Genomic DNA, 26,272 nt, shown 5'->3' on the forward strand with positions numbered 1-26,272 from the left:
TGTGGACAACGTGGACACCACCGGCGACGACGGCGGCGCCGCGGACCTGGAAGGCCGGACGGTCGTCGTCACCGGCGGCACCCGCGGGGTCGGGGCCGGGATCGCGCGGGCCTTCGCCCGAGCGGGCGCGCACGTCGTGGTCTGCGCGCGCAGACCCCCCGAAGTCCGCCTGGAGAAGGCCGACTTCGTGCCGGTCGACCTGCGGGACCCGGCCGCCGTACGGGACTTCTTCGCGTCCCTGCCGCGGCTCGACGTCCTGGTCAACAACGCGGGCGGCGCCCCCTACCGGCCGCTCGCCGCGGCGGACGCCGAACGGCACGCCCGGGTCATCGAGCTCAACCTCACCGCTCCGCTCACCGCGTCGCTCGCCGCGTACGAGCATCTCAGGCGGGCGCGCGGGTCGATCGTGATGATCGGGAGCGTGAGCGGGTCCCGGCCCTCGCCCGGCTCGGCGGCCTACGGGGCGGCGAAGGCGGGGCTGGAGAACCTGGCCCGTTCCATGGCCGTCGAGTGGGCACCGGAGATCAGGGTCAACACCTTGGTCGTCGGCATGGTCCGCACCGAACTGGCCCATCTGCACTACGGCGGCGAGGACGGGGTCGAGGCCGTCGCCCGTACCGTCCCGCTGGGCCGTCTCGCGCGGCCGTCCGACGTCGGCGGAGCCGCCGTCTTCCTCGCCTCGGACGCCGCCGCCTACATCAGTGGAGCCTCGATCCTCGTCCACGGAGGCGGCGAGCGGCCCGCCTTCCTCGACGCCGCGACCGTCAACGAGAACCAGCAGGGAGAACCGGCATGAGCGCACCGCTGCTGTGCGAGGGACGTGTCGTGATCGTCACGGGCGCGGGCCGCGGGCTCGGCAGGGCGCACGCCCTGGCGTACGCCGCCGAGGGTGCCCGGCTGGTCGTGAACGACCTCGGCGTCGGCCTCGACGGCGCCCCGGGGCCGGACAGCCCGGCCCGCCGGGTCGTCGAGGAGATCCGCGCGGCCGGCGGCGAGGCGGTGGCCCACGGCGGCGACATCGCGACCACCGACGGCGCCGCCTCCCTCGTCCGCGCCGCCCTGGACACGTACGGCCGACTCGACACCCTGGTCAACAACGCCGGCTTCCTGCGCGACCGGATGCTCGTCAACCTCGACGAGGAGGACTGGGACGCCGTACTGCGGGTCCATCTCAAGGGGCACTTCCTGCCGCTGCGGCACGCGGCGGCGCACTGGCGGTCGGAGGCGAAGGCAGGCCGTACGCCGGCGGCCAGGGTCGTCAACACCAGTAGTGGAGCGGGCCTGTCGGGGTCGGTCGGGCAGGGCAACTACAGCGCGGCGAAGGCGGGCATCGTCGGCCTGACGCTGGTCGCCGCGGCCGAGATGGGCCGCTACGGCGTGCAGGTCAACGTCATCGCCCCGGCCGCCCGCACCCGGATGACCGAGCGGACCTTCGCCGAGACGATGACGGCGCCGGGCCGTGGCTTCGACGCCATGGCTCCCGAGAACGTCTCGCCGCTGGTGGTCTGGCTGGGATCGGCCGCGAGCGCCGGGGTCACCGGCCGCGTCTTCGAGACCGAGGGCGGCCGGATCACCGTGATGGAGGGCTGGCGGCCCGGCCCGAGCGCGGACAAGGGGGCCCGCTGGACCCCGTCCGAGGCGGGCGACGCGGCCCGCGAACTCCTGACGGAGGCGGTGGCACCGGGGGCGGTGTACGGCGCGGAGTAGAGCGCGGGGCGGGACCGGACAGGGCGAAGCGGCGGACGGTCGGAGGGTCGGAGCAGGACCGGGCGGGGGGCGGGCGACGCGGAAACCGGCAGGGCGGAGACGGGGAGGACAGAAGAGGGCAGGACGGCGGCCGGGGAGGGGAGAGGCGGGAAGTGCGAGCGCCGGGTGGGTCGGGAAGAGGCGTTCAGCGCTCGGGCCGTTTCATGGCAGCCGTCAGCAGCGCGATGATCTCCGTGTGCCCCGTCTGGAGCTCGTCCCCCGCGAACGGACTGCCCTGGGCGTCCAGGAGTTCCACCTCGATGGTGATGCCCTCGGCGGATCCGTGGCGCCGGGTGACCGAGCGGTGTCCGGGTCCGTGCGTGCGGGCCAGAGCGGCACGCAGCTCGGCCTCGACACCGACGGTGAGCAGACGGCGCGCCTCCGCGAGCGCCTCGGCCCGCGCGCCCGCCCCGCGCGAGAGCAGGGCCCGCACACAGCCGACGGAGCCCCGGCGGGCCGCCGTCACCAACGGCGCCTCGCCCGAGGGGCCCGGCCTGTCCGGGTCCGCGCCCGCCGCGAGAAGCAGCTCCACGACCGCGGTGTGACCGCACCGCAGCGCCCAGGTCAGCGCGGTGAAGCCGAACGCCTCCACCGTGTCCGGTCCCGCCCCGGCGCCGAGCAGGGCCCGCACCACCTCGACGTGCCCGCCGCAGGCCGCGCCGCACAGGGCGGCGTCCGTGCCCAGACTGAGCCGGTCGGGGTCGGCGCCGCCGGCCAGCAGCAGCCGTACGATCCCGGCCCGGTCGCTCACCGCCGCCGCGTACAACGCGCTCTGGCCGTCCTCGTCCACGCTCTCGGCACTCACCCCGGCCCGCAGCAGCCGTACGACCGTGTCCTCGTCCCCCTCGTACAGGGCGGGGAAGAGGGCGGCGGCGGGGTCGTCGGTGCTCATCCCTCGACCCTCGCTCGCCAAGGACACGCGAGGCAAAGACTTTTGGGGTGTCCTGCCTCACCCCTTACCCCTCGGTGGCCGGCCCTCGGTCCGTCCCGGGGCCGTCGCCCGCCGGTGGTCGCGCCTCGGCCGGCGCGTGCGTCACGTACCCGCCGCGTGCGTCAGGTGTCGCACTCCAGCACCGTCCGGCACAGCGCGCACCGTGCGCGGACCCGGCCGCGTACCGGCACTCTGATCCGCTGGTGGCAGGTCGGGCAGGAAAAGGACACGCGCAGCGGGCCGGTGGCGTCGGGGGCGAACGCGTAGGCGACGCCCCCGGGGTCGGGGGAGCGGTGCTCCTGGGCCTGCCGGCGGTCCTTGGCGTAGCGGCGGCGGCCCGCCCAGCCGGCCGCGGTCAGCGGCGGCTGCTGCTCGTCGCGGCGGGCCTGCGCCATCCCCTTGGTGTACGCGGTGTACGCCTGCGGGCTGGTGAACCACACGGAGGGATCCTCGCCGAACACCAGGGCCCGCTTGGCGAGGACGTACCCGAACTCCTCCGGGGTCAGATAGCCGAGCTTCTGCGAGGACGCGGCGTCCTCGCGGTAGGCGTCGAGGAGCAGCCAGCCCGCGCCGAGGTAGGCCGCGGCGGTGTCGGTGAGGATCTCGTTGTCGCGGGTGCCGGGGAAGGCGAGGTCGAGGCGGTGCAGGTAGACGTGCATCACCTCGTGGGCGAGGGCGGCGCCGATGTCCCTGCGGTGGGTGCGGAAGCGGTCGTTCAGCTCGATGAAGTACTCGGGTCCCGCGGCGAGTTCGACGTTCGCCGCGTGGGTCATCTCGCGGAAGCCGACGATCATCCGGGCGTCCGGAAGACGGTAGTGCCGCACCATCTCGCGGGCCACGCGCTGGGCGCCCAGATGCAGGTCGTCGAGGTCGGCGAACGCCACGTCGGCGGGCGCCACGCTGGCCGAGAAGCTGTGGACGGTGTCGTACGAGAGCCGTTTCCAGAGCGCGGTGACCGACGCCCGCACCGTGTCCAGGTGAGGGAAGCCGTGCTCGACCGGTCCGCCGTTCGCCACGTCAGCACCCCCTGAAGACGCCGGAACTCCCCTCCACTGTAGGCGGGCTTCCTCGCGGCGGCCGGGGACGCGGCGCGGCCGCGGGCGTGTCTGGCCGGATTGCGGCTCTTGCCCGCGGCAGGTGGCGGTCCTCATAATCCCCACCAGCTTGGCAGGAGCATGCCAGTTCGCGTTTCTGTGTCCCTGCCCGGCGCACAACCCCCCACGAAAGGAAACGCGTTGAAGTCTCCGAAGAAGTCCCGTCTCGTCCGAAGACTGCTCGCCGTCGCGGCGGTCGTCCTCGCCGCCGCGTCCCTCCAGCCGCTGACCGCGCAGGCCGCCCCCGCGCCCGTCGTCGGCGGCACCCGCGCCGCACAGGGCGAGTTCCCGTTCATGGTCCGCCTCTCCATGGGCTGCGGCGGCGCCCTCTACACCAAGAGCATCGTCCTCACCGCCGCGCACTGTGTGAACGGCTCGGGCAACAACACCTCCATCACCGCCACCGCCGGCGTCGTCGACCTGCAGAGCGGCAGCGCCGTCAAGGTCAAGTCGACGAAGGTCCTCCAGGCTCCCGGCTACAACGGCAAGGGCAAGGACTGGGCGCTCATCAAACTCGCCAAGCCGATCGAACTGCCCACCCTGAAGATCGCCACCACCACCGCCTACAACAACGGCAACTTCACCATCGCCGGCTGGGGCGCGGCCCGCGAGGGCGGCGCGCAGCAGCGCTACCTCCTCAAGGCCACCGTCCCCTTCGTCGACGACGCCACCTGCAAGCAGGCGTACGGCAGCGACCTCGTCCCCGGTGACGAGATCTGCGCCGGATTCGTCGCGCAGGGCGGCGTCGACACCTGTCAGGGCGACTCCGGCGGCCCCATGTTCCGCAAGGACGACACGGGCGCCTACCTCCAGGTCGGCATCGTCAGCTGGGGCCAGGGCTGCGCCGAACCCGGCTACCCCGGCGTGTACAGCGAGGTCTCGACCTTCGCCGCCGACATAGCCAGGGCGGCGGCAGGGCTGTAACACCTCACCCGCCCGCCCCGGTCTTCCGTCTGTCCGTCCGTGCCCGCGGCGCCCGCGACCCTGGTCGTGGGCGCCGTCGCGCGTTCAGCGAACGAGCGGCACGGGGCCGGGGGGCACCCGCACGGTGTCAGCCGGCGAGCACCTTGTGGAAGTGCACGTCCTGGTGCCCGCCGGGGATGCCTTCGGTGCGGCCGGTCTCCCGGTATCCGTGCCCGCGGTAGAAGCCGGGGGCCTGGAAGGTGAAGGAGGAGACGATCACCTCGGTGCAGCCGCGCCGGGCGCCCTCCTCCTCGACGGCCCGGAGCAGCCTGCCGCCCCAGCCCGCGTGCCGCTGGTCGGCCCGCACCCACAGCATGTCGACGGCGCAGCAACTGCCCCACACCCAGGCGGTGAGCCCGCCGACGAGTGCCCCGTCGGCATCGGTCACCCGGACCGAGACCGGCTCGGGCGCGCCGGCTCCCGTCGCCGTCGCGTTGAACGCGGTGAGTTCGTCGTCGAGCCGCTGTTCCAGATCGGCGTCCTTGCCGCCGATCCGCAACGACGCGCTCACGGGCTGCTGGTGTGGACTGGTCATGGCGGGGAGTATGCCAACGCCCGGGTCCGGGGCCGAACCGATTTCCCCGACGGGCCGGGCCGGCGACCGCTCCGGGGATCCGCGGCCGTTCCCGGGCCCGCACCGCACGTGACGCGGTGGGACGCGGGCCCACCGTGTGGCCCTCACGTGGCGTACGCGCGGCGGACGGCGGCCGTTAGTCCAACTGCTCCCCCTCCTTTGTCCATGGGCACACCGGCCCCGCGCGACGCAGTCTGGCGCCCCGGAACGTCGCCCCCCAGGAGGAGAGCCTTGCAGCCCTCAGACACGTTCACCCCCACCCGCCGCACCGTCGTCGCGGCCGGAGCCGCCGCCGGGATCGGCGCCGTGCTCGGCCTGCCCGCGGTGGCCTCGGCCGCCCCCGGCGACGACACCGTCACCCTGCGCTCCGCGCACCTCGACGTCCGCGTCGCCACCGCCTTCCCGCGGATCGTCACCTACACCGACCGCGCCACCGGCGCGGTGCTGCACGGCCAGTCCGACCCGGTCACCTCCGTCCTCGTGGACGGCACCGCGCACACCCCGACGGTCACCGCCGCCCCCGGCGCCGCCTCGGCCGCCTACCGCCTGGCCTTCACCGGCGGCACCACCATCGACGTCGAGATCGCCGTCACGGACCGCCGCGTGACCTGGCGGGTCACCGCCGTCGACGAAACGGACGCCCTTCCCGTCGGCACCCTGGAGATCCCCGACCTCGCCCTGCTCGCCGTCCGCAGCGACCAGCCGGGCGCCCAACTCCTCGCCGCCCGCGTCCAGCTCGACCAGGCCAAGAGCGGGGACACCCTGGTCACGCCGACCGCGGACGGCCCGGCGGAGGCGGCCACCGGCTGCGCGTACGCCGTCGTCGCCCACCACGGGCTCGCCGGCGCGCTGGAGACCAACACCGTCTACGACAAGCCCGACGCCGCCACCTCCTGGGAGAACGGCAGACTCTGGCACCGGACCGTCCGCAAGGACGGCTACGGCGAGGCCCGCCTCGCCCCCGGCCAGTGGACCCACCGCGCCGCCGGCGCGACCGACACCGAGCCGCTGCCGTACGCCACCGTCGTCGTCACCGGCGACCGCAACGGCGACGGGGTGATCGACTGGCAGGACGCGGCGATCGCCTTCCGCGACATCATGGTCACCCCGCTCGGCGCCGAGGACACCTACCGGCGTGTCGTGCCGCACATCCCCTTCAACTTCGCCTCGCAGGCAACCAACCCGTTCCTCGCGACCCTCGACAACGTCAAGCGGATCTCCCTCGCGACCGACGGACTGCGGCAGTTCACGATCCTCAAGGGCTACCAGTCGGAAGGCCACGACTCCGCCCACCCCGACTACGCGGGCAACTACAACGAGCGCGCCGGCGGCCTCGACGACCTCAACACCCTGGTCCGGGCGGGAAGGAAGTGGAACAGCGACTTCGCCGTGCACGTCAACGCCACCGAGTCCTACCCCGTCGCCCACGCCTTCTCCGAGACGCTCGTCGACAAGGACGACCCGCAGTGGGACTGGCTCGACCAGAGCTACCGCATCGACGCCCGCCGCGACCTCGTCTCCGGCGACATCGTCCGCCGCTTCGCCGACCTGCGCCGGGACGCCGACCCGGCGCTCAACTCCCTCTACATCGACGTGTTCCGCGAGTCCGGATGGAACTCCGACCGCCTCCAGCGCGCCCTGCGCGACCAGGGCTGGCACGTCACCTCCGAGTGGGGCCACGGACTGGAGCGCTCCACCCTGTGGTCGCACTGGGCGACCGAGACGGACTACGGCCCCGACACGTCCCGCGGCATCAACTCGCAGCTCATCCGCTTCGTCCGCAACCACCAGAAGGACGTCTTCGCCGACAAGTGGCCCACCCTGCTGGGCGTTCCCCGCATGGGCAACTTCGAGGGCTGGACCGGCAAGACCGACTGGACCGCCTTCCACGACCTGATCTGGACCCACTCCCTTCCCGCCAAGTACCTCCAGGCGTACCCGATCCGCACCTGGGGCGAGCACGAGATCACCTTCGGCACGACCACCTCCGTGACCGCCGTGTCCGACACCGACGGCACCCGCCGCATCACCACCGAGGGACGCCTCGTCTACGACGGCGGCACCTACCTGCTGCCCTGGGACCCCCGGCAGGCCACGAAGCTCTACCACTACAACCCCGCCGGCGGCAGCAGCAGCTGGCGCCTCCCGAAGACCTGGGAGGGCCTGTCCCGGGTCGCCCTGTACCGGCTGACCGACCAGGGACGCAGGTTCCAGACGTACGTCCCCGTCCGCTCCGGCCGCGTCACCCTCGACGCGAGCGCCGGACAGCCGTACGTCCTCCACCGCACCCGGGTCGCCGACGCGGCCGACCCCGGCTGGGGCGAGGCCACCCCGCTCCACGACCCCGGCTTCAACTCCGGCTCCCTGAAAGGCTGGACGGTCGACGGACCCGCCTCCGTCGAGCTCAACGCCCTCGGCGACCACGAACTGAACATCGCCGCCGGCGCCGCCGCCACCGTCTCCCAGCGGCTGAGCCGCCTCCAGCCGGGAACGTACGCCGCCTCCGTACAGGTCGAGGTCGGCGCGAGCGCGGACGACCGCCGCGAGGCCTCGCTCCGGGTCCGTACGGCCGACGGTGTCACCGCCGCCAACACCACCCGCACGTCCACCGCGGGCAACCACGTCGCCGCCGACCGCAAGCACGGCACCCGCTTCCAGCGGATGTTCACCTACTTCACCGTCCCCGAGGGCGGCGGCCCCGTGCAGCTCACACTCGGCGCGGCGGCCGGGCAGGCACGCGTGCGGTTCGCCGACGTCCGCGTCGTGCCCGCCGTCCGCGCCGCCACCGCACCCGGCACCCTCGTCCACGAGGACTTCGAGCACGTCCCGCAGGGCTGGGGCCCCTTCGTGAAGGGCGACGCGGGCGGCGTCACCGACCCGCGCACCCACATCGCCCAGCGGCACGCGCCGTTCACCGGACGCGGCTGGAACGGCAAGGCGATCGACGACGTCGTCGACGGCACCCAGTCCCTCAAGTCACGCGGCGAGAACGACGGCCTGGTCCACCGGACCGTGCCCCACACGGTCCGGTTCCAGCCGGGCAGGCGCTACCGGGTCACCTTCCGCCACGAGAACGAGAAGGCCGGACAGTACGCCTGGATCACCGCCGTGGACGAGGGCGCGCGGACCCGCGAACTCAGCCGCACGGACCTCCCCGTCGCGACCCGGCCCGCCACTCACACCTACGAGTTCACCGCCCCTGACACCGGTGAGGCCTGGGTCGGCCTGCGCAAGACCGGCGACGACGGCACCGCCGAGTTCACCCTCGACTCGTTCGAGGTGACCGAGACGGACTGACCCGCCGCCTCCAGCTCCAGCACCCACACGTCGTTCACGCCCTCCCGCAGGACCGCACCGGGCACGTACAGCGCCCGCTGCGGTCCCGTGGACCAGTACCGGCCCAGCCCGAACCCGTTGACCCAGACGAACCCCCGTGTCCAACCCGGGAGTTCGAGGAATGCGTCCCCGGCCCCGCACACCTCCACGGTGCCGCGGTACAGGCCGGGGGAGCCGTCCGCGGGCACCTCGCCGAACGGCACCCGCCCCACGCCCCCGTCCAGCGCGTCCAGCCGCAGCGCCCGCGCCCGCACCCCGTGCAGATACTGCCGCTCGTGCAGCACACCCCCGGTGATGCCCTTCGGCTCGCCGGTGCGCGGACCGTAGTTGACCCGTCCCAGCGACTCCACCCACAGCTCCACCCGCGCGGGACCCGCGACCGGCTCCTCGAGGCGCGGCTCGTCCTCGGTGAGCACCCCGGCCCGCACCCCGTCCACGGACACCACCGCCAGATCCCGCAGCCCGCTCACGAACAGCGGATACGGCTGCCGCGGCCCCGGCACGGTCACCTCGTACTTCACCAGGCCCCGGTCCACGTCCAGTTCCTCGAACGTGGGCGGCACCGCGTACTCGGCCTCCTCGCCCCCCACCGCTTCCAGCACCTCGTCCAGCGACGCCCAGCCGCCGAGCCCGGCCTCCGCGTCCGCGCCCAACGCCGCAAGGGCGGGCGGCACATCGGGCAGCGGCCCCTCGGCATACGCGGCGAGAATCTCCCGGAAGAGCCAGAACTTCTCGGTGGGGCGCCCCAGTTCATCGATCGGAGCGTCGTAGTCGTACGACGTCACGTCGGGCTCCAGCGCCCCCTCGTGCAGCTCACCGCCCCGGTTGGCGCCCGCCCAGCCCGCGAAACTCGTCCCGCCGTGGGCCATGTACAGATTCACCGACGCCCCGCACTCCAGGATCTCCCGCAGCGCGTCCGCCGCCTCCCGCGGATCACGGACCACGTGCTCCGCACCCCAGTGGTCGAACCAGCCGCACCAGAACTCCATGCACATCAGCGGACCCGACGGCCGGTGCCGGCGCAGCGTCGCGAACGCCTCGCGCGCCCCCGACCCGAAGTTCGCCGTCGCCAGCACCCCCGGCACCGACCCGCCCGTCAGCATGTGGTCCTCGGGCCCGTCGGACGTGAACAGCGGCACCCGCACGCCCTCCGCGCGCAACAGCCCCGCCAGCCACCCCAGATACACCTGGTCCGATCCGTAACTGCCGTACTCGTTCTCCACCTGCACCATCAGCACCGGCCCGCCGCGGTCGACCTGCCGCGACACGACCTCCGGCAGCAGCACCCGGAACCAGCGCTCCACCTGCCGCAGATACTCCGGGTCCCGCGTCCGCGCCCGCCCCGTCAGCCAGTGCGGCAGGCCGCCGTTCTCCCACTCGGCGCAGATGTACGGGCCCGGCCGCACGATCGCCCACAGCCCCGCGGCCCGCGCCGCGTCCAGGAAACGGCCCAGCTGCCCCACGTCACGGACCTCACCGGGACGCGGCTCGTGGAGGTTCCACGGGACGTACGTCTCCACACAGTTCAGCCCGAGCGCCCGCAGCATCCCCAGCCGGTGCGCCCACTGCCCCTCGTGCACCCGGAAGTAGTGCAGCGCGCCGGACACCAGCCGCACCGGGCGCCCGTCCAGCAGAAAATCGGTGTCCCCCACCGTGAACTCGCTCATGGCCACACGATCACCCCTGGCGGCGGCCGCGTCCATGGACAAAGATCAGCGCTGATTGGACGCAACGCAAAGGAACGACCGGGCGGGACGAAAACGGATGTACCACACCTGGATGCGCTATTTCACCCCCGGGCCCGCCCACCTCCGGCTCGGCCTCGCCTGCCTCGGCGTCGGCCTCCAGCACGGCGAACTGCCTCCCGTCGGCCCCCGCACCCTCGACCACCACGTCGCCGTCGTCGTCAGCGCCGGCAGCGGCTGGTACCGCACCCCCGACGGCCGCCGGCACCCCGTCACCGCCCCCGCCCTCATCTGGCTCACCCCCGGCACCCCCCACCACTACGGCCCCGACCCCGGCTGGGACGAGTGCTTCGTCGACTTCACCGGCCCCGCCACCGCCACGTACACCGAACTCGGCTACATCGAACCCGGCCGCCCCGTCGTCCCCCTCTCCGACGCCGCGGCCGCCCGCGCCGTCGTCGCCCGCATCGCCCGGGCCGCCCGCCGCGGCAACCCCCTCCTGGAGGTCGAGACCGGCGCCGCCGTCCACGAACTCCTCGTCACCCTGCGCCGCGCCCGCGCCGACCTCGCCCCCGACGGCGACGAAGTCCTCCACGCCCTCGCCCGCGACGCGTTCAGGACGATGTCCGTCGCCGACCACGCCGCCCGCCACGGCATGACCCCCGCCGCACTGCGCACCGCCGTCCGACGCGCCGCCGGCTGCAGCCCCAAGGACTACCTCCTCGGCATCCGCCTCGGCCGCGCCAAGGAACTCCTCGCCGCCACCGACCTGCCCGTCGCCGCCGTCGCCCGCCGCGTCGGCTACGACGACCCCGCCTACTTCTCCCGCCTCTTCACCCGCCGCGTCGGCATCCCACCCGTCCGCTTCCGCGAACAACAGGGCCGCACCGTCCCCGGCGGCTGGAGCAACCGCGTCCCCGACCCCGACGATCCACCCATGATCGAACCCCCGCACGCCACGTAGGGTTGGCTCACATGACCACCAGCAAACCCCAGGAAACCGACCCCGCCGTCCGCGCGGAACTCGCCCGGCTGCGCGACAGCATCGACAACATCGACGCCGCCGTCGTCCACATGCTCGCCGAACGCTTCAAGTGCACCCAGCAGGTCGGCCACCTCAAGGCGGCCCACCAACTGCCGCCCGCCGACCCCTCCCGCGAGGCCCACCAGATCGCCCGGCTGCGCCGCCTCGCCGAGAACGCCAAACTGGACCCGGCCTTCGCCGAGAAGCTCCTGACCTTCATCATCGCCGAGGTCATCCGCCACCACGAACGCATCGCGGACGACGCCGGCACCACCACCCCCGAACCGGGGGAGTGAGACCGGCACGACCGGCACGAACCGGAGCGGGCGGAACCCCGAGGCGCACACACACCGCCCGGCGGACACCGCCGCCCCCCGGGCGCCCACCCCGCCCCGGAGCGAGAACGAGACCCTCCGGGCGCGCACCCCGCGCCGGAGCGGAACCGCCCCCCGAAAACGCGCGTTCCACGCCGGAGTGAGAACCACTCTCCCGGAACGCGCCGCGCACGCCGCGCACGCCGCGCACTCCCGCACGAAACAGCCCGACGCATCGCGCCCTCGCGGGCATATGCTGGTATGCCCGAACGAGGGACGCCGGGCCATGCCGTCGGATGCCAAGATCCTCATCGTCGACGACCACGAGGACACCCTGTACGCCCTGGAAAGCGCACTGTCCCCGCTCGGCTACCGAGTAGGACGCGCCACCGGCGGCGACGAAGCACTCAAAGAAGTCCTGCGCGGACAGGTCGCCCTGCTCCTCCTCGACGTCCGCATGCCCGGCGTCAGCGGCCTCGACGTCGTCCGCTACATGCGACGCGTCGAACAGACCCAGCACATCCCCGTCATCCTCCTCACCGGATTCGGCCCCGACACCGAACTCACCGCCACCGCCTTCGCCCTCGGCGTCGCCGACTCCTCATGAAACCCGTCGACCCCTGGGCCCTGCGCACCAAGGTCCGCTACCTCTACGAGGCCCAGCAGCGCCACCAGAACCTCGAACGGGAACTGCGCGACCTGCGCGCCCTCGTCAAGGAACACCTCCCCGACACGGCCCCCGCCGACCCCGGCACCCGCATCCCCGAACAGCCCCGACGGCCCTTGGCCCGCGAAGGCGACCGCATGGAACAGGGCCGTACGCCGTAACAGCGGCTCGTGACCGGGCGACGACAAAGCGTACGAACGGGACCACCTCTGTGACCCGGTGACGCGATCGGGCAGCATGTCCCCATGTCCGTACTGACGCGCGACGAAGCGCAGACCCGTGCCCAGATCCTCGACGTCCACCACTACGGGATCGAACTCGACGTGACCCGAGGGGACGAGACCTTCGACTCCCTGACCGTCATCCGCTTCACCGCCCGCGACGACGCGGACACCTTCGTCGAGCTGAAGCCCGCCGAACTGCGCTCCGTCACCCTCGACGGCCGGCCCCTCGACCCCGAGACCCTCGACGAGAACCGGCTGCCCCTCAAGGGCCTCACCGCAGGCGAACACGAACTGCGCGTCGACGCCGCCATGCGCTACTCCCGCACCGGCGAGGGCATGCACCGCTTCACCGACCCCACCGACGGCGAGACCTACCTCTACACCCAGCTCTTCATGGAAGACGTCCAGCGCGTCTTCGCCGCCTTCGACCAGCCCGACCTCAAGTCCGTCTTCGAACTGACCGTCACCGCCCCCGAAGGCTGGACCGTCCTCGCCAACGGCGTCACCGAACACCTCGGAGACGGCCGCTGGAAGGCCGCCCCCACCCCGCTGATCTCCACCTACCTCGTGGCCGTCGCCGCCGGCCCCTGGCACTCCGTACGCACCGAACACGCCGGCCTGCCCTTCGGCCTGCACTGCCGCCGCTCCCTCGCCCCCTACCTCGACGCCGACGCCGACGAGATCCTCGACGTCACCCGCGCCTGCTACGACCGCTACCACGAGAAGTTCGACGAGCCCTACCCCTTCGACTCCTACGACCAGGCGTTCGTCCCCGAGTTCAACGCAGGCGCCATGGAGAACCCCGGACTCGTCACCTTCCGCGACGAGTTCATCTACCGCTCCGCCGTCACCGACACCGAACGCCAGACCCGCGCCATGGTCATCGCCCACGAGATGGCCCACATGTGGTTCGGCGACCTCGTCACCCTGCGCTGGTGGGACGACATCTGGCTCAACGAGTCCTTCGCCGAGTACATGGGCTACCAGACCCTCACCGAAGCCACCCGCTTCACCGACACCTGGGTCGACTTCGGCGTCGCCCGCAAGTCCTGGGGCTACGACGCCGACCAGCGCCCCTCCACCCACCCCGTCGCCCCCGACCCGGACGCCGTCCCCGACACCGCGTCCGCCATGCTCAACTTCGACGGCATCTCCTACGCCAAGGGCGCCTCCGCCCTGCGCCAACTCGTCGCCTGGCTCGGCGAGAAGGACTTCCTCGCGGGCATCAACACCCACTTCGCCCGCCACAAGTTCGGCAACGCCACCCTCGCCGACTTCATCGACAACCTCGCCTCCGCCACCGAACGCGACGTCCACGCCTGGGCCGAGACCTGGCTGCGCACCACCGGCGTCGACACCCTCACCCCCACCCTCCGCGAAGCGGACGGCACATGGCACCTCACCGTCGACCGCGACGGCAGCCGCCCCCACCGCATCGCCGTCGGCGCATACGACACCGTCCCCGGCGACGACCGCCGCCTCACCCTGCGCGAACGCTTCGAACTCGACGTCCCCCAGGGCGACTCCCCCCACTCCGCCCCCGGCCCCCGCCCCGCACTCCTCCTCCTCAACGACTCCGACCTCAGCTACGCCAAGGTCCGCTTCGACACCGAGTCCTTCACCACCGTCGAAGCCGCCCTCTCCGGCATCCCGCACGCCCTCACCCGCGCCGTCGTCTGGAACGCCCTGCGCGACGCCGTACGCGACGGCGAACTGCCCCCCATGGCCTACATCGACGCCGCCCGCGCCCACCTCCCGCACGAGAGCGACCTCGCCCTCGTCCAAGGCGTCCTCACCTTCGCCGCCACCCACGTCGCCAACCGCTTCCTCGGCCCCGAGCAGCGCCCCACCGCCCTCGCCACCCTCACCGACCTGTGCCGCGACCTCATCCGCCGCACCGAAGACGGCTCCCACCCCGGCCTGCGCCTCATCGCCGTACGCCACCACATCGACGTCGCAGCCCACCCCGACACCATCAGCGCCTGGTTCTCCGAAGGCACCGTCCCCGGCGGCCCCGAACTCGACCCCGAGCTGCGCTGGCGCATCCTCGGCAGGCTCTCCGTCCTCGGCGCCGTCGACGACGCCGTCATCGAAGCCGAACTCGTCCAGGACCCCAGCGCCACCGGCCAGGAAGGCGCCGCCCGCTGCCGCGCCGCACTGCCCGACCCCGAGGCCAAACGCGCCGCCTGGGACGCCATGTTCGCCACCGACGACCTCTCCAACTACCTGTTCACCGCCACCGCCCAGGGCTTCTGGCAGCCCGAACAGACCGACCTCGTCCGCCCGTACGTCGAGCGCTACTGGGCCGACGCCGTCGCCGTCGCCGAACGCCGCGGCCCCGCCATCGCCGACGCCGCCGGCCGCTGGGCCTTCCCCGCCCACGCCGTCACCTCCGACACCCTCACCCTCGGCGAGACCTGCCTGCGCGACGCCGACCCCATCCCGGCCCTGCGCCGCAAGCTCACCGACCAGCTCGACGACCTCGCCCGCGCCCTGCGCGTCCGCCGGGCCTGACCCCCGACAGCCCCTCACCGCACACCGGTTCCCCGCCCTCCACCGGCGGGGAACCGGCTCCCGGGACGGCCACGGCGGAGAGGCTCCAGAAGGTCACGGGGCGCATCGACGCGCCCCGCACCACCCCCTAGCACCCCCCTCCGTCCCCCACATTTCCTCCGCACGGCAGTACCCCCGTTTGGGTCGAATCGTTGTCCTTGGCGGGCGCACCTGCCCGAAACGCGTACACGCTGGGACGTACCCCGCCGCGCGTCCACCGGAGGACATCCATGAGCACGCCGCCCCTCGCCTCAGGCCCCGAAGGCCCCGACGCACTGCGGCCGTTGCTCCACACCGTCCTCGACGCCCTCGCCGAAGGCTCCGCCGCACGCGGCGGCCCCCTCCCCGCCGGCGGACCCGAACACGTCGCCCGCACCCTCCGCGACCGCGCCGGCGACCTCCTGCCCCGCCACGGCGACGACAACGCCCTCCACGACCTCGTCCGCGCCCTCGCCGAAGGCGCCGCCGACCCCGCCGACCCCCTCTGCGCCGCCCACCTGCACTGCCCACCCCTCGCCGTCGCCACCGCAGCCGACCTCGCCGCCTCCGCCCTCAACCCCTCCCTCGACTCCTGGGACCAGGCACCGGCCGCCTCCGAACTCGAAGAACTCCTCACCCGCACCCTCGCCCACGAGGTCTACGGCACCCCCCACAGCGACGCCCTCGTCACCACCGGCGGCACCGAGTCCAACCAACTCGCCCTCCTCCTCGCCCGCGAAGCCCACGGCGGCATCCAACTCGTCTGCGGCGCCAACGCCCACCACTCCCTCCACCGCGCCGCATGGCTCCTCGGCCTCCCCGAACCCGTCGTCGTCCCCGCACCCGCCGGCACCCTCGACCCCGCCGCCCTCGACGACGCCCTCACCGCACTCCACGGCCCCCTCCTCGTCGCCGCCACCGCGGGCACCACCGACGCCGGACTCATCGACCCCCTGCCCGACATCGCCGACCTCTGCGCCACCCACGGCGCCCGCCTCCACATCGACGCCGCCTACGGCGGAGGCCTCCTCCTCAGCGACCGGCACCGCCACCGACTCGACGGACTCACCCACGCCCACACCGTCACCCTCGACCTGCACAAACTCGGCTGGCAGCCCGTCGCCGCCGGACTCCTCGCCGTCCGCGACCCCGCCGACCTCACCCCCCTCGCCCACCGCGCCGACTACCTCAACGCCGACGACGACACCGAAGCAGGCCACCCCGACCTCCTCGGCCGCTCCCTGCGCACCACCCGACGCCCCGACGTCCTCAAGATCGCCGTCACCCTCAAAACCCTCGGCCGCGACGGCATCGGCACCCTCGTCGACCAGGTCTGCGCCCACGCCCACGAACTCGCCGACCTCATAGCCGCCCACCCCGGCTTCGAGCTCTACGACCGGCCCGCCATCAGCACCGTCCTGTTCCGGCCCACCGGCGCCACCGACGACACCGTCGCCGCCGTCCGCCGCACCCTCCTCGACGAAGGCCGCGCCGTCCTCGGCCGCGCCACCCTCGACGGCCGCCGCTGGCTCAAAGCCACCCTCCTCAACCCCCACACCCGGCCCGGCGACCTGGCCACGCTCCTGAAACTGGTGGAAGGACACACCCCCCGATGAGCCCGACGCCCCACCCCCCGCGCCCCGCCGCCGAAGCACCCCGCGACCTGGTCGGCATCGGCATCGGCCCCTTCAACCTCTCCCTGGCCGCCCTCGCCCACCCCCTGACCGAACTCGACACCGTCTTCTACGAACAACGCCCCGGCTTCGACTGGCACCCCGGCATGCTCATCGACGGCGCCACCCTCCAAGTCCCCTTCCTCGCCGACCTGGTCACCCTCGCCGACCCCGCGAGCCCCTGGTCCTTCCTCAACTACCTCAAAGCCCGCGAACGACTCTTCCCCTTCTACTTCGCCGAGCGCTTCCACATCCAGCGCGCCGAATACGACGCCTACTGCCGCTGGGTCGCCGACAACCTCCCCGGACTCCGCTTCGCCCACCAGGTCGACGCCGTCCGCTGGAACCCCGAACGCGACGTCTTCGAAGTCGACTTCACCCAGATCGACACCGACGGCGAAGCCGAAGCCCTCGGCCGCTCCTACACCCGCAACATCGTCCTCGGCGTCGGCACCGCCCCCCACATCCCCGAACCCCTCAAACCCCTCGTCGACGCCCCCGGCGTGCCCGTCATCCACGCCGCCGACTACCTCAAACACCGCGAACAGTTCCTCACCGCCGACCACATCACCGTCATCGGCGCCGGCCAGTCGGGCGCCGAGGTCTTCCTCGACCTCCTCCGCAACCGCCCCGCCGGACACGAGAAGATCCACTGGCTCGCCCGCACCGAAGCGTTCGCCCCCATGGAGTACTCCAAACTCGGCCTCGAACACTTCACCCCCGACTACACCCGCTACTTCCACGCCCTCACCGAACCCGTCCGCGACCGGCTCGTCGCCGCCCAATGGCAACTCCACAAAGGCATCGACGCCGACACCATCGCCGCCATCCACGACGAGCTCTACCGCCGCACCCTCCACGGCGGCTGGCCCGACGCCGTCCTCACCCCCGCCGTCACCGTCCGCACCGCAGGACGCGTCGCCACCACCAAAGTCGAACTCCACCTCGAACACGTCCAGCAAGGCGCCCGCACCCGCCTCACCACCGACGCCGTCGTCCTCGCCACCGGCTACCGCGAACGCCCCATCGGCCCCCTCCTCGCCGGACTCGACCCCTACCTCCGCCGCGACAGCGCCGAACGCCCCACCATCGACGACCAGTTCCGCCTCGTCCTCGACCCCGCCGTCACCGGACACGTCTACGTCCAGAACGCCGAACTCCACACCCACGGCGTCGGCACCCCCGACCTCGGCCTCGCCGCCTGGCGCAGCGCCACCATCCTCAACACCCTCACCGGCAAAGACCCCTACCCCCTCCCCGCACGCACCTCCTTCACCACCTTCGGCCTCGAACCCACCCCCCGCGTCCCCGCCGCCCGCAAGGAAACCCGCACCCTCACCCCCCTCATCGACGGCAGATGACCCCCGTCGACACCGCACACCCCCTCATCGGCAGACGAAAAAAGAGACGGCGCCGACGCGAAACACCGCGCCGACGCCGCTCACTCCAACCCACCGGACTAGAACACCGGCATGCCCTCACGCGTCAGCTTCCAGTCCACCGAGGCGAACTCCGCCGGGTCCAGCGACCCCTTCGCCGTCACCCACTCCGCGATCCGCGTCCGGATCTCCGTCGACTCCGACCACACCTCCGTCGCCGACGCCACATGCGGGAACGCACCGCCGCCATTGGCACGGTAGTTGTTCACCGCGAACACGAACTGCTGGGCATCGTCCAGCGCCGCACCCTCGTACGTCAGGTTCTTGATCCGCGAACCCTCCGCCTGCGCGATGTCGATGTCGTACCGCAGCCCCGACACGTAGTCGTAGTTGTAGTCCGGCCGGCTGTTCGCGTTCGTCAGCTTCTCCGTGTCGACCACCGCACCCACCGCCGTCCGCACGAAGTAGTTCGCCGAATACTCCAGGTACGCCCGCACCTGAGCACCCGTCAACACCTTGGCCACCAGCGTGTTGTCATACACGTACAGACTCGACAGATCCCGGATCGTCACATCCCCCGCAGGGATCTCCGACGTCCGCGAGAACGGCGACGCCTGCGCGATCACCGGCAACGACGCATACTGCGTCCCCACCAACGCCGCCCGCACCACGTCCTCCTGCACCCTGGTGATCAGATCGATGATCGGCGCGTCCTTGTACCGCGCCTCCACCGTCGTCAGCGTCTCCGTCGCCGTCCCCACCACCTGGTTCACATACGCCACGACCACATCGTGCTCGTCCTTCAACAACCGCGTGATCTTCGGATCGTCCGCCACCGCGTTCGTGTTCCGCACCGACGCCGCCACCGACTCGACCCGCCAGCAGCCCCGCTCGAGGACCAGCTCGAAGTCGAACACCGACATCCGCTCAGCGAACGCCAACGGCTCCGACAACACCACCGTCTTCCCCGACGCCGTGTTCGTCACCTTCAGCTCAGGGATCTCCAGATGCGCGTGACCCACCAGAATCGCGTCGATCCCCGGCACCTGCTGCGCAACCAGCGCCGCCGAGTTCTCCACGTACGGCACCTGGTCACCGTACGACGACGTCCCCGACGCACCCGAGTGCGCCGACACCACGACCACGTCCGCACCCATCGACCGCAGCTTCGGCACCCACTTCGCCGCCTGCTCCTCAAGACCCGGGAACGTCAACTTCCCCTGCACGTACGCCTTGTCCCAGATCGCGATCCCCGGGTTCGTCAGCCCCAGCACCGCCACCTTCACCGGCGGCGCCCCATGGACGTGGAACGTCTTCATGAAGTACGGAGGGAACGCCGGCTTCAGCGTCTTCGCGTCCAGCGCGTTCGCACCCAGCAGCGGAAAGTCGCACTGCGACTCGAACTTCCGCAGCGTCTCGATCCCGTAGTTGAACTCGTGGTTCCCGAGCGCCACCGCGTCATAGCCGATCGCGTTCATCGCCTGCGCCATCGGATGCACCGGACCACCCTTGGCGGTGATCGGATCCACCTTCGCGTAGTAGTACGTCAACGGCGTGCCCTGGATCGTGTCACCCGCGTCCAGCAGCAAGGTGTTGGCGCGGCCCTTCTCCTTGCGGATCGCGTTCACCAGCGTCGAGATCCGCGCCAGACCCTGCGCGTTCCCCGCCGCGTCCGCGTACTCCGCGTCCTTGAAGTAGTCCCAGTTGAACACGTGCCCGTGCAGATCCGTCGTGCCCATCACCGTCAGCGCGTACCGCTTCACCGGCCGATGCCCCTTCCTCACCTCCACAGCCTGCGCCGCGGGCGCGCCGACCGCACCCGCGAACGCCACCCCCGCACCCGTCACGGCGGACTTCTTCAGGAACTTACGACGGTTCAACGGCATGTCCGGAACTCCTCGAGAAAAGGTCAACGACGCGCGTAGATTCTGGCCCAACAACCGCCCCCGCAACAGACCCAGAAGGTTTCCATCCGATGACCCGCACCCATCACCCGCCCCCCACCCCGGTGACAGAGTGGGACACATGACCCCCACCAACGAAACCGCCGCCCCCTACGGCACCCCCGACGCCCCCCGCCTCGCCGTCCGAGGCGAAGCCCACCTCGAAGTCGACCCCGAGATCGCGCGCATCGGCATCACCGTCACCGCCCGCGGCAAGGACCGCAGAGAAGCCCTCGCCGACCTCACCCGCCGCAACACCCTTGCCCTCGACCTCGTCAAAACCCACGGCGACGCCGTCGAACACCTCGAAACCGGCCACTTCTCCATCACCCCCGAACTCGGCCGACACGGCCGCGGCGAACGCGTCCGCACCCACCACGGCCACGTCCACATCACCGCCGAACTCAACGACTTCACCGCCCTCGGCGACCTCACCACCGCCCTCGCCGACCTCGACCTCACCCGCGTCGACGGACCCTGGTGGGACCTCCGCCCCGACTCACCCACCCACCGCGCCGCCCGCCAGGAAGCCGTCCGCGAAGCCGTCCGACGCGCCCGCGAATACGCCGAGGCCCTCGGCACCACCCTCACCGCCCTCCTCGAACTCGCCGACATCGGAGCCGAGCCCACACCCCTCCCCGCACCCGGCGGCGCCCGCTTCCGACGCGCAGCCTTCGCCGCCGCCCCCACCGACGACGAGCCCGCCCCCCTCGACCTCGAACCCCAACGCCAGCACGTCCACGCCCAGGTCAACGCCCGCTTCACCATGGCCCCACCCCAGCTCTGACCCGAGCCGCCCACCACCCCGACGCCGGCCCGGACGCGCCCCGACGCCGCCCCTGACACGCCACGCACCGTCACCAACCGCATCCACCCCGCCGCCACCGAACGACCGTACGGACCCCCAAACCGCCCCACCCCGACCCCGGCACTGCTCATCAGAGCACCCCCGCGCACAATTCAACAGTTGTCAATAACCCTTCACGCAAAGGTTGTTGAGCAGTCACGCGCGACCAATTCCCTACCCACCGGTAAGGCCTAGGCTCAAACCATGCGCCGAGCAAAGATCGTCTGTACATTGGGCCCCGCCACCGACTCGTACGACCAGATCAAAGCCCTGGTCGAAGCCGGAATGGACGTAGCCCGCCTCAACCTCAGCCACGGCACCCACGCCGAACACGAGGAGCGCTACCAGCGCGTCCGCAAGGCCTCCGACGAGACCGGCCGCAGCGTCGGCATCCTCGCCGACCTTCAAGGCCCGAAGATCCGACTCGGCCGCTTCACCGAAGGCCCCGTACTCCTTGAACGCGGAGACACCTTCACCATCACCGTCGAAGAAGGCGCCGAAGGCGACCGCCAGACCTGCGGAACCACCTACGACGGACTCGCCGCCGACGTCACACCCGGTGAACGCATCCTCGTCGACGACGGCAAAGTCTCCCTCGAAGTCACCTCCGTCGACGGCCCCCGCGTCCACACCACCGTCATCGAAGGCGGCATGGTCTCCGACCACAAAGGCCTCAACCTCCCCGGCGTCGCCGTCTCCGTCCCCGCACTCTCCGACAAGGACGAAGCAGACCTCCGCTGGGCCCTCCGCTCCGGCTGCGACGTCATCGCCCTCTCCTTCGTCCGCAGCGGACGCGACATCGAAGACGTCCACCGCATCATGGACGAAGAAGGCCGCCGCCTCCCCGTCATCGCGAAGATCGAAAAACCCCAGGCCGTCGACAACATCGACGACATCGTCGCCGCCTTCGACGGCATCATGGTCGCCCGCGGAGACCTCGGCGTCGAAATGCCCCTCGAACAAGTCCCCATCGTCCAAAAGCGCGCCATCAAACTCGCCAAGCGCAACGCCAAACCCGTCATCGTCGCCACCCAGATGCTCGACTCGATGATCGACAACTCCCGGCCCACCCGCGCCGAAGCCTCCGACGTCGCCAACGCCGTCATCGACGGCACCGACGCCGTCATGCTCTCCGGCGAAACCAGCGTCGGCAAATACCCCGTCGAAACCGTCAAGACCATGGGCCGCATCGTCGAAGCAGCCGAAGAAGACATCCTCGCCAAGGGCCTCCCACCCCTCACCGACCGCAACAAACCCCGCACCCAAGGCGGAGCCGTCGCCCGCGCCGCAGCAGAGATGGGCGACTTCCTCGGCGCCAAATTCCTCGTCGCCTTCACCCAGTCCGGCGACACCGTCCGCCGCCTCTCCCGCTACCGCTCACCCATCCCCCTCCTCGCCTTCACCCCCACCCCCGCCACCCGCTCCCAGCTCAACCTCACCTGGGGCGTCGAGACCTTCCTCGGCCCCCACGTCGACTCCACCGACGCCATGGTCGACCAGGTCGACGAACTCCTCCTCAAATACGGGCGCTGCGCCAAGGGCGACATCGTCGTGATCACCGCCGGCTCCCCGCCCGGAGTCTCCGGCTCCACGAACCTCGTCCGCGTCCACCACATCGGCGAGGACGACAGCCCCAAGTAACCCCCACCACACCGGGCCCCTCCGAGCCGCCAGAGGGGCCCTTTTCGGTGTGGAGGTCAGTATTTGGGGCCGATGTGGAGGTCCATGAGGGCTACGGAGGCCTTCTTGGCGACCGAGATGTTGTACGGGTTTCCGTGGCGGGTGCAGTGGGTCCAGCCGATGCCGAGGTTGTCCAGGGTGTCGGTGAACAACTGCCTGATGTCGTCGGACTTGTTGGTGAAGAAGTACCGGGGATACTCGTAGCGCTTGGCCTCGCCACCGACGAGTCGGGTCGTCCAGTTGGTGATGCGGCAGCCGTCGGAGTGGATCAGGCCTCGGACGAAGTCCCAGGGGTGGTCATCGACGATGCGTTGCTGCCAGGGCTCCAGGGTGATCTTGCGATCGTGCTTCTTACCGGGGCCGTGCTGGGGGAACAGGCAGGGCCAGTGCTTGCTGGAGCAGGTGACGTACTGGCAGCCCTGGCTCCGGACGCGGCAGACCTTGTTGTCCGGGCGCACGAGTTGCATCGCCGACACACAGGCCTCGATGAGCCCGGGCCACGCGTCGGCGCACGCGATGCGCAGGAAATGGACACCTCGTCGGTGGGCGCTGATGCAGCCGTCTCCGAGATAGAGGCCCAGCAGGTACGCGTAGGCGTCGGGATCGTCCGGTGGTTCAGGGGTGGCCCGGCATCTGGGGCACGACTGTGAGCGGTTGCCGCTCAGAGGCTCAATACGTGACTGCCAGGAGCGGATCGAAGCCCGGGAGACGCCGGTCTCCTTGCTCACCGAATTGAGGCTGCGCCCCTGCGCGACGAGTGCCAGAGCTCGCTTGCGTGTCCCCACGTCGTACATGTGGCCACTCTGCGGACGCGGAATGAACGACACGCAGCAAAAAGCGGATGTTCACCAGAATGGGAACATCCGCTTTCATGAAGCAACCTTGACATCCAAGGAAAAGTGCCCCGAGTCGGATTCGAACCGACGCTGGATGGGTTTTGAATCCATGGCCTCTACCGCTGGGCTACCGGGGCTTCCTCTGAAACAAAGGGTAGCGATCACCCGCCGTGCCCTCACCTTACCGCAGCTAGGTAGGCTCTTGTCAGCAGTCCCGCCCTGAACGAGGAGCCCCCGTGACCGCCCCCGAGTCGCCCCAGCCCGTAGACGCGCCCGACGACGACAAGTCGCACGTGCCTCCGCTGACGACCCGTGTCGTCATCGCCGAGGACGAGGCGCTGATCCGTCTCGACCTGAAGGAGATGCTGGAGGAAGAGGGGTACAGCGTCGTGGGTGAGGCCGGTGACGGCGAGCAGGCCGTCGAGCTGGCTCGTGAGCACAGGCCGGACCTCGTGATCCTCGACGTGAAGATGCCCAAGCTCGACGGCATCTCCGCGGCGGAGAAGATCGCGGCGGAGTCCATCGCTCCGGTGCTGATGCTCACCGCGTTCTCTCAGCGCGACCTCGTCGAGCGGGCCCGCGACGCGGGTGCGATGGCGTACCTGGTGAAGCCGTTCAGCAAGAGTGACGTGGTGCCGGCGATCGAGATGGCGGTGTCGCGGTTCACGGAGCTGAAGGCGCTGGAGCAGGAGATCGCGGATCTCACGCAGCGGCTGGAGACCCGGAAGCTGGTGGACCGGGCGAAGTCGGTGCTGCAGACGCAGTACGGGCTGACCGAGCCCGCGGCGTTCCGCTGGATCCAGAAGACGTCGATGGACCGTCGGATGTCGATGCAGCAGGTGGCGGAGGCGGTCATCCAGGACGCCGAGGAGAAGAAGGCGTCGAAGGACTAGTCCGCGCGGTCGTCGAGCGTACGGAGAGGCCCGCACCCCCCGAGGGTGCGGGCCTCTCCGTGTGTGCGGCGGGGCCGCGTGGGACTAGTCCTCGCCGAGGTAGGCCTTGCGGACGGACTCGTCGTGCAGGAGGTCCTGTCCGGTGCCGGAGAGGACGATGTTGCCGACCTCCATGACGTGTCCCTGGTCGGCGAGGGAGAGCGCGGCCTGGGCGTTCTGCTCGACGAGGAGGATGGTCGTGCCGGACGCCTTGAGTTCGGCGATGGTGGCGAGGATCTTCTGCATCATGATCGGGGAGAGGCCCATGGAGGGTTCGTCGAGCATGAGCAGTTTGGGCTGGGACATGAGGGCGCGGCCCATGGCGAGCATCTGCTGTTCGCCGCCGGAGAGGGTTCCGGCGGCCTGCTTGCGGCGTTCCCCGAGGATGGGGAAGAGGTCGTAGGCGCGCTGGATGTCCTTCTCGATGCCTGCCTTGTCGGTGCGGAGGAAGGCTCCGAGCTGGAGGTTCTCCGCGATGGTGAGGCGGGGGAAGATGTGGCGTCCCTCGGGGGAGTGGGCGAGTCCGAGGGCGACGATCTTGTGGGCGGGGACGCTGGCGAGGGGTTTGCCGTCGAAGGTGATGCGGCCTCCGCTGGGCTTGAGGAGCCCGGAGAGGGTGCGCAGGGTGGTCGTCTTGCCGGCGCCGTTGGTGCCGATGAGGGTGACGATCTGGCCTGCTTCGACGCTGAAGGAGATGCCCTTGACGGCTTCGATCTTGCCGTAGGCGACCTTGAGGTCTTCGACCTCGAGCAGTGCGGTCACGAGGCGTTTCCTTCCTTGCTGGTGCTGCTGCCGTGCGCGTCGGGCTCGTCGGCGTCGGCCGGGGTGACGGCGGGGGCTTCGGGAGCGGCGGGCGTTTCTTCGGCCGGGGCGGCTTCGGCGGTGGCGTCGGTGTCGTGCGCCGTGTGCGTGGCGGGGGTCTCCGTGGCCTCGGTGGTTGCCGGGGTCTCGGTTTCCGCTGCTGCTTCCGTCGGCTCCGTCGGTTCCGCGGCCGGGGTGGTGTCCGCTGCCTCGGTGACCGGGGTGACCGGGGTGGCCGTCGTGGCGGGGGCGGCTCCGGCGGCTTCGGCTGCTTCGACCTCGGCGAGCTCTTCGTCGCCGGGGGCGCCTTCGAAGGGGGTGCCGAGGTAGGCGGCGATGACGCGTTCGTCACCCTGGACGACTTCGGAGGTGCCTTCGACGAGCTTTTCGCCCTGGACGAGGCAGGCGACGCGGTCGCTGAGGTTGAAGATGAAGCGCATGTCGTGCTCGATGACGAGGACGGCGATGCCGCGGTCGCGGATGGCGAAGACGAGGTCTTCGGTGGCGCGGGTTTCCTGCGGGTTCATGCCGGCGGTGGGCTCGTCGAGGAGGAGCAGGCCGGGCTCGCTGGCCATGGCGCGGGCGATCTCGAGCTTGCGCTGTTCGCCGTAGGGGAGGTTGCGGGAGAGGTGGTCGGCTTTGTGTTCGAGGCCGATGAACTCCAGCAGTTCCATGGCGCGTTCGCGGGAGGTCGCTTCGGCCTTGCGGAAGCCGGGGCCGCGCAGGAGGGCGGACCAGAGGCCTTCCTTGGTGCGGGTGTGGCGGCCGACGAGCACGTTTTCCAGGACGGTCATGTTGGCGAAGAGCCGGATGTTCTGGAAGGTGCGGGCGATGCCGGCGCTGGTGACGAGGTGGGGCTTGGGGGGCAGGACGGTGCCCTTGTAGGCGACTTTGCCCTCGGTGGGGACGTAGAGGCCGGTGAGGCAGTTGAAGAAGGTGGTCTTGCCCGCGCCGTTGGGGCCGATGAGGCCGACGATCTCTCCGGCGTTGACGGTGAGGTCGACGTTGCGGACGGCGGTGAGGCCGCCGAAGCGCATGGTGACGCCGGTGGCTTCGAGGACGGGGCTGGGGGCTGTGGTGGTGGTCATGAT

20 protein-coding genes, 1 tRNA gene and 1 pseudogene are annotated in these 26,272 nt (G+C 71.2%); 13 read left to right on the forward strand and 9 right to left on the reverse strand.

Annotated elements, in window-relative coordinates; translation table 11 throughout:
- The first annotated feature begins 1 nt into the window (after position 1).
- Positions 2 to 796, forward strand: a complete 795-nt coding sequence (locus ACIRQH_RS29985) for an SDR family oxidoreductase (RefSeq protein WP_404227772.1) — start codon at positions 2 to 4, stop codon at positions 794 to 796.
- Positions 793 to 1,707 (forward strand): SDR family oxidoreductase, encoded by a 915-nt coding sequence (locus tag ACIRQH_RS29990; protein WP_388875196.1) that lies wholly within the window; start codon positions 793 to 795, stop codon positions 1,705 to 1,707. The genes ACIRQH_RS29985 and ACIRQH_RS29990 overlap by 4 nt, the downstream gene beginning before the upstream one ends.
- A gap of 184 nt (positions 1,708 to 1,891) precedes the next feature.
- Here the strand turns inward: ACIRQH_RS29990 and ACIRQH_RS29995 are convergent, their stop codons facing one another.
- A complete protein-coding gene (locus tag ACIRQH_RS29995) occupies positions 1,892 to 2,638 on the reverse strand; it encodes an ankyrin repeat domain-containing protein (RefSeq protein ID WP_358817009.1) in 747 nt (248 codons plus the stop codon).
- A gap of 161 nt (positions 2,639 to 2,799) precedes the next feature.
- Positions 2,800 to 3,693, reverse strand: a complete 894-nt coding sequence (locus ACIRQH_RS30000) for a hypothetical protein (protein WP_404227775.1) — start codon at positions 3,691 to 3,693, stop codon at positions 2,800 to 2,802.
- 219 nt (positions 3,694 to 3,912) lie between these two features.
- Here ACIRQH_RS30000 and ACIRQH_RS30005 point away from each other — a divergent pair, with 219 nt between their 5' ends.
- A complete protein-coding gene (locus tag ACIRQH_RS30005) occupies positions 3,913 to 4,695 on the forward strand; it encodes a serine protease (protein WP_358817011.1) in 783 nt (260 codons plus the stop codon).
- Between the two features lie 127 nt (positions 4,696 to 4,822).
- Here the strand turns inward: ACIRQH_RS30005 and ACIRQH_RS30010 are convergent, their stop codons facing one another.
- Positions 4,823 to 5,269 carry a GNAT family N-acetyltransferase gene (locus tag ACIRQH_RS30010; protein WP_358817012.1) on the reverse strand — a complete coding sequence of 149 codons (447 nt, stop codon included), beginning with the start codon at positions 5,267 to 5,269 and terminating at the stop codon, positions 4,823 to 4,825.
- 204 nt (positions 5,270 to 5,473) lie between these two features.
- Between ACIRQH_RS30010 and ACIRQH_RS30015 the strand changes: the two genes are divergently transcribed.
- On the forward strand, positions 5,474 to 8,605 hold the full coding sequence (locus ACIRQH_RS30015; protein ID WP_404227778.1) for an endo-alpha-N-acetylgalactosaminidase family protein: 3,132 nt from the start codon (positions 5,474 to 5,476) through the stop codon (positions 8,603 to 8,605).
- On the opposite strand, the gene ACIRQH_RS30020 is transcribed toward ACIRQH_RS30015, so the two are convergent.
- Positions 8,491 to 10,311, reverse strand: a complete 1,821-nt coding sequence (locus ACIRQH_RS30020; RefSeq protein ID WP_404227781.1) for a beta-galactosidase family protein — start codon at positions 10,309 to 10,311, stop codon at positions 8,491 to 8,493. The two genes, ACIRQH_RS30015 and ACIRQH_RS30020, sit on opposite strands and share 115 nt — an antisense overlap.
- A gap of 97 nt (positions 10,312 to 10,408) precedes the next feature.
- Between ACIRQH_RS30020 and ACIRQH_RS30025 the strand changes: the two genes are divergently transcribed.
- From ACIRQH_RS30025 to ACIRQH_RS30050, 6 genes and pseudogenes are all read left to right on the forward strand, one after another.
- On the forward strand, positions 10,409 to 11,293 hold the full coding sequence (locus ACIRQH_RS30025) for a helix-turn-helix domain-containing protein (RefSeq protein WP_404227784.1): 885 nt from the start codon (positions 10,409 to 10,411) through the stop codon (positions 11,291 to 11,293).
- Positions 11,294 to 11,304: 11 nt separating this feature from the next.
- Positions 11,305 to 11,649 (forward strand): chorismate mutase, encoded by a 345-nt coding sequence (locus ACIRQH_RS30030; RefSeq protein ID WP_164371601.1) that lies wholly within the window; start codon positions 11,305 to 11,307, stop codon positions 11,647 to 11,649.
- 304 nt (positions 11,650 to 11,953) lie between these two features.
- Positions 11,954 to 12,495, forward strand: a pseudogene (locus tag ACIRQH_RS30035) (two-component system response regulator).
- 84 nt (positions 12,496 to 12,579) lie between these two features.
- Complete coding sequence (pepN, locus tag ACIRQH_RS30040; RefSeq protein WP_404227786.1) at positions 12,580 to 15,072, forward strand: aminopeptidase N; 2,493 nt, start codon at positions 12,580 to 12,582, stop codon at positions 15,070 to 15,072.
- 269 nt (positions 15,073 to 15,341) lie between these two features.
- Complete coding sequence (locus ACIRQH_RS30045; protein WP_388934941.1) at positions 15,342 to 16,706, forward strand: pyridoxal phosphate-dependent decarboxylase family protein; 1,365 nt, start codon at positions 15,342 to 15,344, stop codon at positions 16,704 to 16,706.
- Positions 16,703 to 18,124: a lysine N(6)-hydroxylase/L-ornithine N(5)-oxygenase family protein gene (locus ACIRQH_RS30050; protein ID WP_404227789.1), complete on the forward strand. Its 1,422-nt coding sequence runs from the start codon at positions 16,703 to 16,705 to the stop codon at positions 18,122 to 18,124. Before ACIRQH_RS30045 ends, ACIRQH_RS30050 begins: the two co-directional genes overlap by 4 nt.
- 98 nt (positions 18,125 to 18,222) lie before the next feature.
- On the opposite strand, the gene ACIRQH_RS30055 is transcribed toward ACIRQH_RS30050, so the two are convergent.
- The gene (locus ACIRQH_RS30055) at positions 18,223 to 20,028 is read right to left on the reverse strand and encodes a 5'-nucleotidase C-terminal domain-containing protein (protein WP_404227791.1); all 1,806 of its coding nucleotides are present in this window, start codon (positions 20,026 to 20,028) and stop codon (positions 18,223 to 18,225) included.
- A 139-nt stretch (positions 20,029 to 20,167) separates the two neighbouring features.
- Here ACIRQH_RS30055 and ACIRQH_RS30060 point away from each other — a divergent pair, with 139 nt between their 5' ends.
- Both ACIRQH_RS30060 and pyk read left to right on the forward strand, forming a co-directional pair.
- On the forward strand, positions 20,168 to 20,872 hold the full coding sequence (locus tag ACIRQH_RS30060) for an SIMPL domain-containing protein (protein ID WP_358817022.1): 705 nt from the start codon (positions 20,168 to 20,170) through the stop codon (positions 20,870 to 20,872).
- Positions 20,873 to 21,136: 264 nt separating this feature from the next.
- A complete protein-coding gene (gene pyk / locus ACIRQH_RS30065; RefSeq protein WP_358817023.1) occupies positions 21,137 to 22,573 on the forward strand; it encodes a pyruvate kinase in 1,437 nt (478 codons plus the stop codon).
- Positions 22,574 to 22,629: 56 nt separating this feature from the next.
- Here the strand turns inward: pyk and ACIRQH_RS30070 are convergent, their stop codons facing one another.
- Together ACIRQH_RS30070 and ACIRQH_RS30075 are read right to left on the reverse strand one after the other, a co-directional pair.
- On the reverse strand, positions 22,630 to 23,406 hold the full coding sequence (locus ACIRQH_RS30070) for a transcriptional regulator (RefSeq protein WP_388934936.1): 777 nt from the start codon (positions 23,404 to 23,406) through the stop codon (positions 22,630 to 22,632).
- A 106-nt stretch (positions 23,407 to 23,512) separates the two neighbouring features.
- Positions 23,513 to 23,585: transfer RNA gene (locus ACIRQH_RS30075), tRNA-Leu, on the reverse strand.
- Between the two features lie 99 nt (positions 23,586 to 23,684).
- Between ACIRQH_RS30075 and ACIRQH_RS30080 the strand changes: the two genes are divergently transcribed.
- Positions 23,685 to 24,341 carry an ANTAR domain-containing response regulator gene (locus ACIRQH_RS30080; RefSeq protein ID WP_404227795.1) on the forward strand — a complete coding sequence of 219 codons (657 nt, stop codon included), beginning with the start codon at positions 23,685 to 23,687 and terminating at the stop codon, positions 24,339 to 24,341.
- 84 nt (positions 24,342 to 24,425) lie between these two features.
- Here the strand turns inward: ACIRQH_RS30080 and ACIRQH_RS30085 are convergent, their stop codons facing one another.
- The gene (locus ACIRQH_RS30085; RefSeq protein ID WP_388875168.1) at positions 24,426 to 25,142 is read right to left on the reverse strand and encodes an ABC transporter ATP-binding protein; all 717 of its coding nucleotides are present in this window, start codon (positions 25,140 to 25,142) and stop codon (positions 24,426 to 24,428) included.
- Complete coding sequence (locus tag ACIRQH_RS30090; protein WP_404227798.1) at positions 25,139 to 26,269, reverse strand: ABC transporter ATP-binding protein; 1,131 nt, start codon at positions 26,267 to 26,269, stop codon at positions 25,139 to 25,141. Before ACIRQH_RS30090 ends, ACIRQH_RS30085 begins: the two co-directional genes overlap by 4 nt.
- Positions 26,270 to 26,272: the final 3 nt, after the last annotated feature.

The sequence above is a fragment of the Streptomyces sp. NPDC102279 genome, assembly GCF_044766365.1.
GTDB lineage: Bacteria > Actinomycetota > Actinomycetes > Streptomycetales > Streptomycetaceae > Streptomyces.